14 protein-coding genes are annotated in these 15,267 nt (G+C 67.2%); 1 reads left to right on the plus strand and 13 read right to left on the minus strand.

Going from position 1 to position 15,267, the window contains the following annotated elements; genetic code table 11:
• Window positions 1-18 precede the first annotated feature (18 nt).
• From ACYU8W_RS06835 to efp, 3 genes are read right to left on the minus strand one after another with little or no spacing between them, the layout of a single operon-like run.
• Window positions 19-831, minus strand: a complete 813-nt coding sequence (locus ACYU8W_RS06835; protein ID WP_499467728.1) for a heparan-alpha-glucosaminide N-acetyltransferase — start codon at window positions 829-831, stop codon at window positions 19-21.
• Window positions 832-859: 28 nt separating this feature from the next.
• Complete coding sequence (gene nusB / locus ACYU8W_RS06840) at window positions 860-1,273, minus strand: transcription antitermination factor NusB (protein ID WP_129625014.1); 414 nt, start codon at window positions 1,271-1,273, stop codon at window positions 860-862.
• A gap of 3 nt (window positions 1,274-1,276) precedes the next feature.
• Window positions 1,277-1,837 carry an elongation factor P gene (efp, locus tag ACYU8W_RS06845; protein WP_129625013.1) on the minus strand — a complete coding sequence of 187 codons (561 nt, stop codon included), beginning with the start codon at window positions 1,835-1,837 and terminating at the stop codon, window positions 1,277-1,279.
• Between the two features lie 179 nt (window positions 1,838-2,016).
• Between efp and ACYU8W_RS06850 the strand changes: the two genes are divergently transcribed.
• Window positions 2,017-3,582 (plus strand): glutamate synthase-related protein, encoded by a 1,566-nt coding sequence (locus ACYU8W_RS06850; RefSeq protein WP_499467731.1) that lies wholly within the window; start codon window positions 2,017-2,019, stop codon window positions 3,580-3,582.
• 18 nt (window positions 3,583-3,600) lie between these two features.
• Here the strand turns inward: ACYU8W_RS06850 and aroB are convergent, their stop codons facing one another.
• From aroB to ACYU8W_RS06900, 10 genes are all read right to left on the minus strand, one after another.
• On the minus strand, window positions 3,601-4,668 hold the full coding sequence (aroB, locus tag ACYU8W_RS06855) for a 3-dehydroquinate synthase (protein WP_499467732.1): 1,068 nt from the start codon (window positions 4,666-4,668) through the stop codon (window positions 3,601-3,603).
• Window positions 4,665-5,180, minus strand: coding sequence for a shikimate kinase (locus ACYU8W_RS06860; protein ID WP_499467816.1), 516 nt, complete (start codon window positions 5,178-5,180; stop codon window positions 4,665-4,667). Before ACYU8W_RS06860 ends, aroB begins: the two co-directional genes overlap by 4 nt.
• The gene (gene aroC / locus ACYU8W_RS06865; RefSeq protein WP_499467734.1) at window positions 5,174-6,412 is read right to left on the minus strand and encodes a chorismate synthase; all 1,239 of its coding nucleotides are present in this window, start codon (window positions 6,410-6,412) and stop codon (window positions 5,174-5,176) included. Before aroC ends, ACYU8W_RS06860 begins: the two co-directional genes overlap by 7 nt.
• A gap of 13 nt (window positions 6,413-6,425) precedes the next feature.
• On the minus strand, window positions 6,426-7,274 hold the full coding sequence (locus tag ACYU8W_RS06870) for a shikimate dehydrogenase (RefSeq protein WP_499467736.1): 849 nt from the start codon (window positions 7,272-7,274) through the stop codon (window positions 6,426-6,428).
• Window positions 7,268-8,482, minus strand: a complete 1,215-nt coding sequence (mltG, locus tag ACYU8W_RS06875) for an endolytic transglycosylase MltG (protein WP_499467738.1) — start codon at window positions 8,480-8,482, stop codon at window positions 7,268-7,270. The genes ACYU8W_RS06870 and mltG overlap by 7 nt, the downstream gene beginning before the upstream one ends.
• 16 nt (window positions 8,483-8,498) lie before the next feature.
• A complete protein-coding gene (ruvX, locus tag ACYU8W_RS06880; protein WP_499467740.1) occupies window positions 8,499-8,987 on the minus strand; it encodes a Holliday junction resolvase RuvX in 489 nt (162 codons plus the stop codon).
• Between the two features lie 2 nt (window positions 8,988-8,989).
• Window positions 8,990-11,698 carry an alanine--tRNA ligase gene (gene alaS / locus ACYU8W_RS06885; RefSeq protein ID WP_499467742.1) on the minus strand — a complete coding sequence of 903 codons (2,709 nt, stop codon included), beginning with the start codon at window positions 11,696-11,698 and terminating at the stop codon, window positions 8,990-8,992.
• A 257-nt stretch (window positions 11,699-11,955) separates the two neighbouring features.
• Window positions 11,956-13,119 (minus strand): ABC transporter ATP-binding protein, encoded by a 1,164-nt coding sequence (locus ACYU8W_RS06890; protein ID WP_499467744.1) that lies wholly within the window; start codon window positions 13,117-13,119, stop codon window positions 11,956-11,958.
• 6 nt (window positions 13,120-13,125) lie between these two features.
• Entirely contained in the window at window positions 13,126-14,211 is a 1,086-nt protein-coding gene (locus tag ACYU8W_RS06895; protein ID WP_499467746.1) for an ABC transporter ATP-binding protein, read from the minus strand.
• Window positions 14,212-14,224: 13 nt separating this feature from the next.
• Window positions 14,225-15,214, minus strand: coding sequence for an ABC transporter permease (locus ACYU8W_RS06900; protein WP_499467748.1), 990 nt, complete (start codon window positions 15,212-15,214; stop codon window positions 14,225-14,227).
• Window positions 15,215-15,267 lie beyond the last annotated feature (53 nt).

The raw sequence follows: 15,267 nt of genomic DNA on the forward strand, positions 1-15,267 counted from the left end.
TGGGCACGTTGCGGGCTCTTAGATGAGTTCGAGCAACACAAGCAGGGACAGAGCGCCGAACAGCACAGGCTGGTGGGCAAGGTAGATGGCGAGTGTGTGCCGCCCGAGTGTCTGCGACGCGGTCGAGACCGGGCCGGTGGGCTGCCAGGACGCCACCCGGTCCCGCAGGGCTTCATTGCCGAGCAACGTGCGGGTGAGGACGAGGCCGAGCAGCGACAGCGCGAACATAGGCAGCAGTGGTTGGACGTCGAGACTCGGCGAGAGCGTCGGCGTCAGACCCGTCCAGGTGACCCAGCGCGATGTCGAGTCGATGGAGACGATCGCCGGAAGCGCCGCGCTGATCAGAGCCGCGCCGATCGCCACCAACCGCGAGGCCCGAAGGAAAGGCAGGAGCAGCACGCTGGTGAGCGCGATGTTCTGCAGGATCCCGAAGGTCACCATGAACTGGGGCGCCAGGACGAGGCTCACCGCGGTGATGGCGTACGCGGCGGCGAGCAGCTTGAGCAACCGTCGTCCGAACGTCCGAAGATCGACCGAATGCCGGTGCGCCAGAGCGAGACTCACGCCGGTGAGCAACAAGAAGGTGCCGGCGATGACGTGTCCTGTCATGCGCCCCGACGGCGTTCGGGCCCAGTGCTCGGTGACGCCGAAATGGCCGAGGTCCCACACCAGGTGGTAGAGCACCACCGCCACGATCGCGACACCACGAACGACGTCGACGAGCGCCCAACGCGCCGTGCGGGCAGCCCTGCAGGCAACTGCTGTCGATCGTTCGGGGGCGAGCGCGGTCACATCAGCTGCGACGGCGCTGCTGCGCGCGCGGTTCCGCACTCGTCCTCCCCCGAACCTCCGGTCGCTTCTAGACCAGTGTGTCCTTGACCTCGGCCAGCCGGTTGAGCAAGCCGTTGACGAACTTCGGCGACTCATCGGTCGACAGCTCGGTGGCGAGGCCGACGGCCTCGGCGATCGCCACGCGGTCGGGCACCTCGTCGTTGTAGAGCAACTCGAACGCGCCGATGCGCAACAGGTTGCGGTCGACGGCGGGCATCCGGTCCAGCGGCCAGTCCTTGGCGTACGTGGTCAGTGCGTCGTTGATCGCCGCCCAGTTGCGCACGACTCCACGCACGAGGTCGCCGGTGTATTCCGGCAGCGGCGCCGGGGTCACCGGCGCCTCGACCCGCTCGTCGAGCAGGGTCACCGCGTTCACGCCACGCTGCTCGGCCTCGAAGAGCAGGTCGAGTGCGCGCTTACGCGCCTTGGTGCGAGCACCCATACGTCAGTTCACGCGGCCGAGGTACGAACCGTCGCGGGTGTCGACCTTGACCTTCGTGCCCGTCTCCAGGAACAAGGGCACCGAGATCTCGGCGCCGGTCTCCAACGTCGCGGGCTTCGTGCCGCCGGTGGAGCGGTCACCCTGCAGGCCCGGTTCGGTGTGGGTGATCTCCAGGACGACGGCGGCCGGGAGCTCGACGTACAGCACGGTGCCCTCGTTCTGGGCGACGATGGCTTCCTGGTTCTCCAGCAGGAAGTTCGCTGCATCGCCGACGGTCTCGGCGGGGATGTTGATCTGGTCGTAGGACTTCACGTCCATGAAGACGTAGTCGTTGCCGTCCTTGTACAGGTACTGCATGTCGGAGCGGTCGACATTCGCGGTCTCGACCTTGACGCCGGCGTTGAAGGTCTTGTCGACGGTCTTGCCGGACAGGACGTTCTTGAGCTTGGTGCGCACGAAGGCCGGGCCCTTACCGGGCTTGACGTGCTGGAACTCGACGACCGACCACAGCCCGTTGTCGATCTTGAGGACCATTCCGTTTTTCAGGTCGTTCGTGGATGCCACGCGCGGTTCACTTTCATCGTCGAGGTCTGGGCAGCGACCAGCAACGGTCGACCGGCCCGGGAACTGGACCATGGTACCGGCGGCACACCGGTGCTCCGGTCACGCGTCCGATCAGGCGCCGGTCATACCTGTCGGGGCCGACCGGCTCGGACGAGGCGCGCAGACGGCAGACTTCCCTCATGAACCGTTCGCTGATCGCCGCCGTGCCGTTGATGGCAGCCGCCGGAGTTGCCGCCCGCGACGTGCTGCAGCGCAAGCACTCCCTGCTTCGCAACTTCCCGCTGATCGGTCATGCCCGCTACGCGATCGAGACGATCGGTCCGGAGATGAGGCAGTACGTCGTGGCGTCCAACGACGAGGAACGGCCGTTCAGCCGCGACCAGCGCGCCTGGATCTACGCCTCCGCGAAGGGCGAGAACAACTACGTCGCGTTCGGCACCGACAACAACGTCGAGACCGACGAGGGCTACTCGATCATCAAGCACCGCACATTCAGTCCGACTCCCCCTCCGACCGGCGCCCACGTCGGGAACGACGTCGTCCTGCCCAGCGCGAAGATCCTCGGCGCGCCCCGCGGACGCGCGAAGGCGTTCCGGCCGGGCAGCGTCGTGAACGTGTCGGCGATGAGCTTCGGATCGTTGTCCGGCAACGCGATTCACGCCCTCAACGCCGGCGTGCAGCAAGCGGGTGCCCTGCACAACACCGGCGAGGGCGGGCTGTCCAAGCACCACCGTCAGGGCGGCGACCTGATCTTCCAGATCGGCACCGGTTACTTCGGCTGTCGGGACGAGCACGGCCGGTTCGACATCGATCGGCTCGCAGCTCTGGTGGAGCCGGCACCCGTGCGCGCCGTCGAGATCAAACTGTCGCAGGGCGCCAAGCCCGGCCTGGGCGGCGTGCTGCCGGCCGCCAAGGTCAGCCAGGAGATCGCCGAGATCCGGGGCGTCCCGGCCGGTCAGGACGTCATCAGCCCGTCCCGGCACGCGGAGTTCGGCGACGTCGATTCGATGCTCGACTTCGTCGAACTCATCGCGCAACGCACTGGTCTGCCGGTGGGCATCAAGTCGGCCGTCGGCGACCTCGCCTTCTGGGACGAACTGGCGGCGACCATGGCCGACGGTCAGCGCGGTGTCGACTTCGTCACCATCGACGGCGGCGAAGGCGGCACCGGTGCAGCACCGCTGGTCTTCAGCGACGCGGTGGCGCTGCCGTTCCTGATCGGGTTCACGCGGGTGTACGCCCGGTTCGCGAGGACCGGCATCACCGATCAGCTCACCTTCATCGGCTCCGGGAAGCTGGGTCTGCCGCGCAATGCGGCCGTCGGTTACGCGCTCGGCATCGACATGGTCAACGTCGCCCGCGAAGCGATGCTCGCGATCGGCTGTTTGCAGACCCAGAAGTGCCACAAGGACACCTGCCCCACCGGTGTCGCGACTCAGAACAAGTGGCTGGAGCGTGGCCTCGACCCGGAGCTGAAGGCGGTCCGCGTCGCCAATTACCTGCGCGCTATGCGCCGTGACCTGCTCAAGGTGAGCGAGGCCGTCGGCGTCATGCACCCGAGCCTGCTCGAACAGGACGACGTCGAGCTCATGCTCGGCAACCGGAAGGGCACGCCGGTCGGCGAGATCTACGAGTACGAGCCGGGCTGGGGACGCCTGGGCGAACCGTGGCGATCCCAGATCAGCGAACTTATGGTCGGCGAACCCACCGGTGGCACCGCTCCCCCGTCGGCCACCGCGCAATGATGCGCCGAACGGTGGGACTCAGCTGACCGCGTCGTACGCCTCGCGCAGCCACTGCGGGTCGGGGCCCTCGAGGCGCGCCGGCTCGGCGATGTCGGTGAGCACCACGAAACGCAAGGTGGCTCCGCGCGTCTTCTTGTCCCGCGACATGGCGGTCAGCAGTTCGTCCCACCGGCCGGGTTCGTAGCGGGTCGGCAGCCCGACAAGGTCGAGGATGCGGCGGTGCTCCGCGACGATCGTCTCGTCCAACATGCCTGCGCGACAGGCCAGTTCGGCGACGTACACCATGCCGACCGCAACGGCGTCACCGTGCCGCCACCGGTAGTTCTCCACCTGCTCGATGGCGTGGGCGAACGTGTGGCCGTAGTTGAGAATCTCCCGCAGCGAGGATTCGCGCGGGTCGGCGGCCACCACACGCGCCTTGACGGCGACAGCTCGCGAGACGAGTTCGGGCAACACCTCGCCGCCGAGGTCCAAGGCCGCCTCGGGGTCGCTTTCGATCAGACGAAGGATCTGCGGGTCGGCGATGAAACCGCACTTGATCACTTCGGCGAACCCGGCGACCAGGTCGGCCCACGGCAAGGTGTGCAGCAGATCCAGATCGCACACCACAGCGGACGGGGAATGGAACGCACCGACGAGGTTCTTGCCCTCGGCCGTGTTGACCCCGGTCTTGCCACCGACCGCGGCATCGACCATGCCGAGCAGGGTGGTGGGCGCCTGCACCACGGGAACTCCCCGCAACCAACCGGCCGCGACGAATCCGCCGAGATCGGTGGTGGCACCGCCGCCGAGGGCGACGACGACATCGGTGCGGGTGAATCCTGCCTGTCCGAGGGTCGCCCACAGGTCGGCGGCGACGCTGATCTGTTTGGCCGACTCGGCGTCGGGCAGGACGCGAACCACCACCTGGCGGTCACCGGTTCGCAACGAGGCTGCGACTTGTTCGGCTTTGTCGGCCACGGCGGGGGCGTGCACGAGCAGGACCCGCATCGCGTCCCCGACGTGGTCGGCGACCTGGTCGGCGACTCCACGTCCGATGAATACTTCGTACTCGTCACCGACCCGTATCACCTTGGTGCCACTCATGATTCGCGCGCCAACCAGGCGTTCACCTGCTCGACGACCTGCTCGGGCGTGCACCCTGCGGTGTCGATGCGGACGCTCGCGAGCGCCTCATAGGTAGGACGGCGCTCGTTCATCAACCGGGTCCAGGTGGCGCGCGGGTTGACGGCGAGCAACGGTCGGGAGGCATCGAACCCGATGCGTCCCGATGCGTCCGAGATCGAGACGTCGAGAAAGACGACATGGTGATCACTCAGGAGTTCGGCGACGCTCGGCTGCATCGGCGCTCCCCCGCCGAGCGCGACGACGCCCGCACCGTCGAGGGCTCGGGCGACCGCGTCGGCCTCCATGCGGCGGAACGTAGGCTCACCGTCCTCGACGAAGATGTCGCTGATCGTGCGACCGTCGGTCTGCTCGACGAGCGCGTCGGTATCGACGAACTCCGTGCCGAGCGTCTGCGCCAGGCGCGCCCCGACCGTCGACTTGCCCGCCCCCGGCGGGCCGATCAGCACAACCGTCGGACGAACAGTCACGATCCCTCCTGCGACTCGAAGGACTTCATCAGCTCGGGAATCGCGTCGAGATAGGCGCGGTGGTTGCGGGCCGTCTCGGCGACGCTGTCGCCGCCGAACTTCTCCACGCATGCCTCGGCGAGCACAAGAGCCACCATGGCTTGCGCCACGACCCCCGCCGCCGGCACCGCGCACACGTCAGAGCGCTGGTGGATCGCCGTCGACGCCTCCCCCGTACTCACGTCGACCGTGCGCAGGGCACGCGGGACGGTGGAGATCGGCTTCATCGCGGCACGCACCCGTAGCGGCTCGCCCGTCGACATGCCACCTTCGGTACCTCCCGCGCGGTTGGAGGCCCGCCGGATCACTGCGTCGGTTCGGTCGATCTCGTCGTGGGCCGCGGATCCGCGACGAGCCGCGGTGAGGAAGCCGTCGCCCACCTCCACACCCTTGATCGCTTGGATCCCCATCAAGGCGCCGGCCAGCCGTGCGTCGAGGCGGCGGTCCCAGTGCACGTGCGAACCGAGGCCCGGGGGTAACCCGTACGCCAGCACCTCGACCACCCCACCGAGCGTGTCGCCGTCCTTCTTCGCCGCGTCGACCTCGGCCACCATCGCAGCGGATCCGTGCGGATCCAGCGAGCGAACCGGGTCGGCATCGAGCGCCTCGACATCGGCCGGGACCGGCAGCGAAGCATCGGGCGCCGAACCGGCGGTACCGATCGACACGGTGTGCGAGACCAGTTCGATGCCGTAAGCCTGCTTCAGGAACGCCTCGGCCACCGCTCCCAGGGCCACGCGTGCCGCGGTCTCGCGTGCGGAGGCACGTTCGAGAATGGGGCGCGCCTCGTCGAACCCGTACTTCTGCATACCGACGAGGTCGGCATGGCCCGGACGCGGACGGGTCAGCGGACGGTTACGGGCGAGCTCCTGCGGCGCACCGATGTCGTCTGCGGCAGCGATCGCGCCCTCGTCGACCGGGTCGGTACCCATGACGGCCTGCCATTTGGGCCATTCGGTGTTGGCGATCGTGATCGCGATCGGCGACCCGAGGGTGCGACCGTGGCGCACACCGCCACCGAAGGACACCTCGTCCTGCTCGAACTTCATCCGCGCCCCCCGACCATGGCCGAGACGGCGGCGGGCCAGAGCAGCCTGCAGATCGGACGAGGACACCTCGACCCCTGCGGGCAATCCTTCGAGAACGGCGGTCAGGCACGGCCCGTGGGACTCACCTGCGGTCAACCAGCGCAACATGTGCGCGATCTTTTCACGCCTCGCGGGCCGCGAGTGCAGCGTGTCCAGCCTGCTGGACGGCATTCAGCGGCGGAACCCGGCCGGTCATCAACTCGACCTGTCGCACAGCCTGGTGGATCAGCATCTCCAGACCGGAGACGACACGAGCGCCGGTGTGCTCACCCGAATCGGCGAAGGCGGTCGGCCAGCCGGCGTAGACGGCGTCCATCCACACCGTTCCGGTCCGGGCACGCACCGGACTCGCGCTTGCCACCCCCGCGAAGCCGTCCGCGCCGCCGGGCGGAAGGGTACTGATGACCAGGTCGTATCCGTGTGCGTGCACGCCGGCGTCGGTCAGTGAGACGACGTCGGTGGTCATTGCGTGATCACTGGCCTGGGCGAGTGTCGAGGCGCGCACGTCCTTGCGGACGGCGAGGGTCACGTCCAGCACGCCGAGTTCGGCCAGTGCGGCCAACACCGACCGGGCAGTCGCGCCCGAACCCAGCACGAGTGCACGGCCAGTCGCGGCCGTTCCCACCCCGGCGTCCTGCAGAGCGGCGACCACCCCGTGGACGTCGGTGTTGTAGCCGTGCCAACCCGACTCGGTGGGGACAAGCGTGTTGACCGCACCGGTCTGGAGCGCGATCGGATCACAGTGCGCAGCGAGGACGAGCGCCTCCTCCTTCAACGGCATCGTGAGGGAGAGACCCGCCCACTCCGTACCGAGGGATCCGACGAACTCCGCCAGGGCGGACTCGTCGACCTCGAACCGCTCGTAGCGCCAGTCGTCCAACCCCAATGCCTCGTACGCCGCCCGGTGGAGCACCGGCGACAGCGAGTGCTTGATCGGCGAACCGAGCACTGCCGCCCGACGGATCAGCACTTGCCCGGGTTGTTCCGGCACCAGGCCTGGAACTCACGAACATTCTTCAGGTGGGCGCCGTAGTCGGTCTCGAACTTCGTCTCGCCGGTCTCCTGGTTCACCGTCACGAAGTAGAGCCACGGTCCGGTGGCGGGCTTGGCCGCTGCCTTGAGCGCTTCCAGACCCGGGTTGTTGATCGGGCCAGGGGGCAGACCCCGATGCTTGTAGGTGTTGTACGGGCTGTTGTCGTTACGTTCCTTGTCGGTGGTGGTGACGGTGCCGCGCTCCTGGGTGATGTAGTGGATCGAGGAGTCCATCTGCAGCGGCATCCCCTTCTCCTCGCGGTTGTCGATCACGCGCGCCACCTTCGCGCCGTCGGCACCCAGCCGCGACTCACCTTGGACGAACGACGCCACGATCACGGTCTTGCGCAACTGGTCGGCCGGGACGCCGAGCTGGTTCAGCTGCTTCTTACCCAGTGCGACCATCGCCTTGAGCTGCTCGGACGCGGTCGCGCTCGGCTCGAACTCGTAGGTGGAGGGGAACAGGAAGCCTTCGAGCTTGCCGTCAGCGGCCGGCGGCAGGCCGAGCGTCTTCGGATCGACCTTCTTGTACTCGACCACCGGAACACCGGTCTGCTTGGAAAGGGTCGCGAAGATCTCGCTCACCCACATGCCCTCACGCACTGTCACGCCCTTGGACATGCGGGTTGCGGGGTCGAGCAGCAGGTTGAGCGCCGACTGCGAACTCATCTGCTTTTTCATCTTGTACGTGCCGGGCTGCACTTTGGAGAACTCCGGGTTCGCCCCGGCGACGGAGGCGAAGGTTCCGGCGGACTTCACGACGCCGGCCTCTTTCAGAGCGACCCCGATGGCATGGCCGGAGTCCCCCGGCTTGACCTTGACCTCGACCGTACCGGTGCCCTCACCCGCGTAATCACCACCGCCGGAGCTGCCTGCGCCGATGCTGGGAATGAGGTCGGTGCCCACGGTCTTGAGAGCCAGCCCGAAACCACCGAGAACCAGCACGCTCGCGAGAGCCATCACCAGGCAGGAGCGGTTGCGACGGTTAGGACCCTCTGGGTTGTCAGCCTGCGCGAACGGACGCATGTCACGCGCCTGCGCACGCGATTGCGCGGCCGGCTCCCGCCGGTCGGGAAGTTTCCCGGCCGGCTGCCCGCGGTCTTCTCCCTCTCCGAAGATCGAATCGGAGAGACGGGAGTCGTTCATCAAGTGCCCTTCTTCTTCACGTCGACCGCCGGTGGCGGGGTTTGCGTCCGCCCACGGCGATGCCTGGGGGCGCACCGGTCGTACGTTCTGTGTCCAACGCGACTTGCAAGATCATCGCAGCCGCCTGGCTGTCGATCACGCTTTTGCTGCGCCGTGTCGAAACTCCGGCCTCGCGCATCGCCCGGTGAGCGTCCACCGTGGTGAGCCGTTCGTCGACCAGCCTCACCCCGATGGATGGTCTGGCTCGGTGCAGAGCGGTCGCCCAGGCGCGCGCTGCCTCGGCGGCCGCCCCTTCGTCGCCGGACAACGACCTCGGCAGCCCCACGATCACCTCGACGGCGGAACGCACGTCGACCAGTTCCAGCGTCTGCTGAATGTCGCGGTTCGTGGCGGCGTCCCGCGTGAGGGTCGTCTCCGGGGTCGCGATGAGGCCGTCCGGGTCGCAGATCGCGATCCCGACCCGGACGGAGCCCACGTCGACGCCGACGCGTACGCCACGGCGCATGATCAGTCGAGTGTCTGTCGAATCGCGCGGGCCACGGCCGACAGCGCCTCGTCCACCTTGGACGGGTCCTGGCCGCCGCCCTGGGCGACGTCCGGCTTGCCACCGCCACCGCCACCGAGCACGGACGCGGCCTGCTTGACCAGCGCACCCGCCTGGATGCCGCGGTCACGGGCCGACTGGTTGGTCGCGATCACGACCACCGGCCGCCCGGCATTGACACCGGTGACCGCCACGACGGAGCCGGACGCGTCACCGAGGCGGTCGCGCAACGAGAGCACCAGCGAGCGCACCTGGTCCGCCGGTAGGTCACCCGCGTGGTGGGTCAGCACCTTCACCGCGGAAATGTCCTGTGCCTGCTCCACGAGGGAGGCAGCCTCGGCCTGCACCTGTTCCTGCTTCAGCCTGGCGATCTCGCGCTCGGCGTCCTTGACCCGGCCGAGCAGGGCGTCGACCTTGTCGCGCAGTTCGCCCGGTTGCGCGCCGACCATTCCGCTGAGTTCGGCGACCAGCATTCGTTCCTTGGCGAGGTAACGCAGCGCTTCCATCCCGACGAGCGCCTCGACACGACGTACGCCCGAGCCGACACTCCCCTCACCGGTGAGCGTCAGGGCACCGATCTGCGAGGAGTGTGCGACGTGCGTGCCACCGCACAGTTCGCGCGACCACGGGCCACCGATCTCGACGACGCGTACCTGCTCGTCATAGGTCTCCCCGAAGAGAGCGAGCGCCCCCCAATCGCGCGCTTCCGGCAGCGTCATGAACTGCGCCGACACCGGAAGGTCCTGTCGCACAGCGAGATTCGACACTTCCTCGATCTCGCTGCGGGTCGCGGCCGAGAGGCCGGAGTTCCACGCGAAGTCGAGACGCAGGTAGCCGGGCTTGTTGTACGAACCCGACTGCAGCGCGGACGGGCCGAGGACCTGCCGCAGCGCCGCGTGCACGACGTGGGTGCCGGAGTGTGCCTGACAGGCCGACACACGCCACTCGGGGTCGACCTTGGCTTCCACTGCGTCGCCGACGGTGAGCCCGTGCTCGCCGGCTTCGACGGTGTGGACGACCAGGCCCTTGACCGGACGCTGAACGTCGCGCACCGGCAACTCGCCGTACGGACCGGCGATGACTCCTGAGTCTGCGATCTGACCGCCGGACTCTGCGTAGAACGTGGTGCGGTCGAGCACGACCTGACCGGTCTGACCCGGACGAAGCTCGGGCACCTGCACGCCGTCCACGACGATGCCGGTGATCTTCGCGTCCGCCGAAAGTCCTTGGTAGGCAAGCCAATCGGTGGCACCGAGGGCTCGCAGTTCACGCCACACCTCGGTGTGCGCGTGGCCGGCCTTCTTCGCCTTCGCGTCGGCCTTCGCGCGATCGCGCTGCTCCTGCATGAGGCGGCGGAACCCCGGCTCGTCGACCTGGACACCCTGCTCGGCGGCCATCTCGAGGGTCAGATCGATCGGGAAGCCGTAGGTGTCGTGCAACTGGAAGGCCTGCTCTCCCGCGAGCGTCGCCTGGCCACCGCCTGTCGACGCAGCACTCTGCTTCGCCTTCGTCACGGCGGTGTCGAGGATGACCGTGCCGGCGCCCAACGTGCGGCGGAACGCGTCCTCCTCGCCGTAGGCGATCTGGCTGATGCGGGGAAAGTCGATCTCGAGTTCGGGGTAACTGGCCTTCATGCGGTCCATGGAGACCGGCAGCAGTTCGGGCAGGGCCTTGTCCTCGTAACCGAGCAACCTCATCGCGCGCACCGCGCGGCGCAGCATGCGACGCAGCACGTAGCCGCGACCCTCGTTCCCCGGGGTCACTCCGTCGCCGATGAGCATCAGGCTGGAGCGGGCGTGGTCGGCGACCACACGCAGGTGCACGTCGTCCGGGTGCGACTGCCCTGCCGCCTGCCCGGACTTCTCGCCGTACTTCCTGCCGGTCATCTCGGCGGCCTTGGCGAGCACTGGGAAGACCTCGTCGATCTCGTACAGGTTGTCCTTGCCCTGCAGGAGCGTCGCCATGCGCTCGAGGCCCATACCGGTGTCGATGTTCTTGGCGGGCAGCGGACCGGCGATGTCGAAGTCGGCCTTGCTGCGCACCTGCGACAGGTCGTCCTGCATGAACACGAGGTTCCAGAACTCCATGTAACGGTCCTCGTCGACCGCCGGGCCGCCCTCGGCGCCGTACTGCGCGCCACGGTCGTAGAACAACTCCGAACAGGGACCACCCGGACCGGGCACACCCATGTTCCAGTAGTTGTCCTCCTTGCCGCGGCGGGTCATCCTCTCGACGGGGATGCCGATCTTCTCGTGCCAGATCGCGTACGCCTCGTCGTCGTCCTCGTAGACGGTCGGCCACACACGTTCGGGGTCGAGGCCGTACCCGCCGTCGGCGATCGGGGTGGTGACCAGGCCCCACGCCAGTTCGATGGCGCGCTCCTTGAAGTAGTCACCGAAGCTGAAGTTGCCGTTCATCTGGAAGAACGTGCCGTGACGTGAGGTCTTGCCGACCTCTTCGATGTCACCGGTGCGCACGCACTTCTGGACGCTGGTGGCGCGCGGCCACGGCGGCGTCTGCTGGCCGAGCATGTACGGCTTCATCGGCACCATGCCGGCGTTGACGAACAGCAGGTTGGGGTCGTCGTAGATGAGCGGTGCGCTGGGCACGACCACGTGGTCGTTGTCCTCGAAGAACTTCAGCCAACGGCGCCGGATCTCGGCGGTTTCCATGAGAATCCTTAGGTTTCGATCAAGAAAATGGGCAGGACGAGGGGCGGGGCCGACAGGCCCTACGCAGCTCGTGCTCCCAGGCGCCGACACGACTCGACTGCCCCGGCGACGTCGCGTCGTCGGGCTGCTCGGGAGAAGGTGTCGGTATGCATCCCTCGAAGCTTATCGCCCGTCGGTGAGGGTCGTCGCGACAGATACGAACGGCGGCCGCGCCACGGTGTGTGGTGCGGCCGCCGTTCGAATGCGTCCTGCGTGGATCAGGCGTCCGCCTCGACGACCTCTGCGGTGAGGTGGGTCTTCTTCTCCGGGAAGTGACAGGCGATGCCGTGACCGAAACGGTCCCCGTGACCCTTGATCTGCGGTTCCTCGCTGGCGCAGATCTCCTGTGCCTTCCAGCACCGGGTGCGGAAGCGGCAACCGCTCGGCGGATCGATCGGGCTCGGGACGTCTCCGACCAGTCGGATCCGCTCCTCGGGCACGTGGCCACGAACGACATTCAGGTCGGGCGCCGCCGAGAGCAGCGCCTGCGTGTAAGGGTGCTCGGGTGCGCCGTAGATCTCCTCGCGGTCGCCGAGTTCCATGACCTTGCCCAGATACATGACCGCGACGCGGTCGCAGAAGTGCCGCACGACGCCGAGGTCGTGGGCGATGAACACGAACGCGATGTCGAGTTCCTTGCGCAACTTGCTCATCAGGTTCATGACCTGTGCCTGGATCGACACGTCAAGTGCCGACACCGGCTCGTCGGCCACGATGACCTTCGGCTCCACGGCCAGCGCTCGGGCGATACCGATGCGCTGACGCTGACCGCCGGAGAACTCGTTCGGATAACGATTGATGTGCTCAGGGTTCAGACCGACGAGTTCCAGCAACTCCTGAACGCGTGCCTTGACCTGCTTCTTGGGCACGATGCCGTGCAGTTCCAACGCGGTACCGACGATCGACTGAACCGTGAAGCGGGGGTTCAGCGAACCGTAGGGGTCCTGGAAGATCAGCTGGATGTCACGACGGAGCGGACGCAGGTCCTTCTCCTTCATGTGGGTGATGTCGTTGCCACCGAAGGTGATCTTGCCGTCGGTGGGCTCCAGCAGTCGAGTGATGAGACGACCGGTGGTGGTCTTGCCACAGCCGGACTCACCGACCAGGCCCAGGGTCTCCCCCGCGGCGAGGTCGAAACTCACTCCGTCGACGGCCCGTGTCTGCAGGGTGGTCGGGAACAGCCCCGAGTACTCCTTCACCGGGAAGTGCTTGGCGAGGTTCTCCACCACCAGCAGCGGCTCCCGGCCGGCGGTGGCCTTGCGCTCGTGCACCACCGCGGCAGCGTCGTACTCCGGCCGATGCGTGGCACCGGCGCCTGCGGCGTCCTCTTCGGCGCCGGCTGCGTGGGAGCCGGTGCCCGATTCCTTGTTCAGATCTGCCATCTCGTACTACTTCCCCAGTCGCGGCGCGACCTCGGCCGCGAAGATCTCGGCGGGCTCGGCCAGGTGGCATCGGGTCAGACGTCCGGGTTCGCCCGGCACCTCGGTGAACGCCGGCAGTTCGGTGAAGCACCGGTCTCCCGGAACACGGTCGGCGTAGTCGCACCGCGGATTGAACGAGCAGCCCTTGGGCAGGTTCAACAGGCTCGGCGGGTTGCCGCGGACCGGGTTCAACGGCACGTCGAGTGCTGCCGAGAGTGACGGCACCGACGACAACAGGCCCCAGGTGTACGGGTGACGCGGATCGGCCAGCACCTCACGCGTGGTGCCGTACTCGACACCGCGGCCGGCGTACATCACCAGCACCTTGTCGGAGACCTCGGCGACGACCGCGAGGTCGTGCGTGATCATGATGATCGCCGACCCGAACTCGCGCTGCAGATCGTTGAGCAGGTCGAGAATCTGCGCCTGCACTGTCACATCGAGGGCGGTGGTCGGCTCGTCCGCGATCAGCAGACGCGGGTCGTTCACCAGACCGAGTGCGATCATCGCTCGCTGACGCATACCACCGGAGAACTCGTGCGGGTACTGCTTCGCACGACGCGCCGGGTTCGGGATACCGACACGGTCCAACATCTCGACCGCACGCTTGTGGGCGACACTCTTGGACACCTTGTGGTGTACCAGGTACGCCTCGGCGATCTGGCTTCCGATCTTCTTGAACGGGTGCAGTGAAGACTGCGGATCCTGGAAGATCATCGCCACGGTGTTGCTGCGCACCTTCTGGAAGGTCTGCGGGCTCGCGCCCACCAGTTCCTGTCCGTCGAGCAGGATCGACCCGCTCATCCGGGTGCGCTTCGGGTCGTGCAGGCCCATGACGGCCATCGACGACACGGACTTGCCCGAACCGGACTCCCCCACGATCGCCAGGGTTTCACCGAGCTTGAGCTCGTAGCTCACGCCGTTGACGGCACTGACCACACCATCAGCCGTCGGGAACTGCACCTGCAGATCCTTGACCTCCAGGATGGTCTCGGCGTTGGGGTCGAGCCGCGGACGGCGGGAGGACTGTTCGTTGATTGCTGCTGTGGACATCGCTCTTCTCTCCTCAGGACAGCTTCACGCGCGGGTCGACGACGCCGTACAGCAGGTCGACGACGAGGTTGCCGACGCTGACGACCAGGGCTCCGACCAGGACGACGCCACTGATGACCTGCAGGTCCTGCTGATCGAACGAACGAATCGCCAAGGTGCCCATACCGGGGAGACCGAAGATGCGCTCGGTGAAGACCGCCCCGGAAAGGTCCGCGGCGATGTTCAGGCCGACGAGGGTAAGGAACGGTGCCATCGCAGCGCGCAGTGCGTGGCTGATGACGACCTTCCGCTCCGACAGGCCCTTCGATCGGGCGGTGCGGACGAAGTCACCGGAGAGCGTGTCGATCATCGCGGCGCGCACGTAACGCACGTATGCCGTCGCTTGGATCAGGCCGTAGATCACCCAGACACCGATCAGGCCGACGAACCACTTCGCGGGATCTTCGGTGAATGGCACCCACTGACTGCGCGGGAGAATGGGATTCAGCACCATCAGGTACAGGAAGAACAGCAGCGCGAGGATGTAGTAGGGCACCGACGGGACGAACTGGGTGATACCGACGATCATCCGATCGACCCAGTTACCTCTGTTGCGCGCTGCCACCACCCCGAACATCAAGCCGAAGAGCGTATAGACCACGGTGCCGCCGACCACCACCGACAGCGTGACCGGAGCTGCTTGGAAGACCATGTCCTTGACCGGACGGTCCTGAACCCAGGACCAGCCCAGGCAGGGGGCGGCGCATTCCTTCTCAAAACCGCCGGAGGTGATCGTGCGCCCGACGGCGATCCCCTTCACGTACTCGGTGTACTGCTGAACCTTGGGCTTGTCGAGGCCCATGCTCTTTTCGATCTCCGCGATCCGCTCCTCGGTGCAGTTACGGGTGCACGAGATTCCGGCGGGATCGTTCGGGCCGAGATAGAAGATGACGAAGGTGAAGGTCACCGCGGCAAGCATGACGCTGAGCGTCATGAGCAGCCGTCGGAGGACGTAGACGAGCACGAGTACTCCTGGTCGGAATGGGGTGCGTTGGGGGCTCGCGAGAAGGGCCGCCC

This window comes from Yimella radicis, assembly GCF_054778255.1.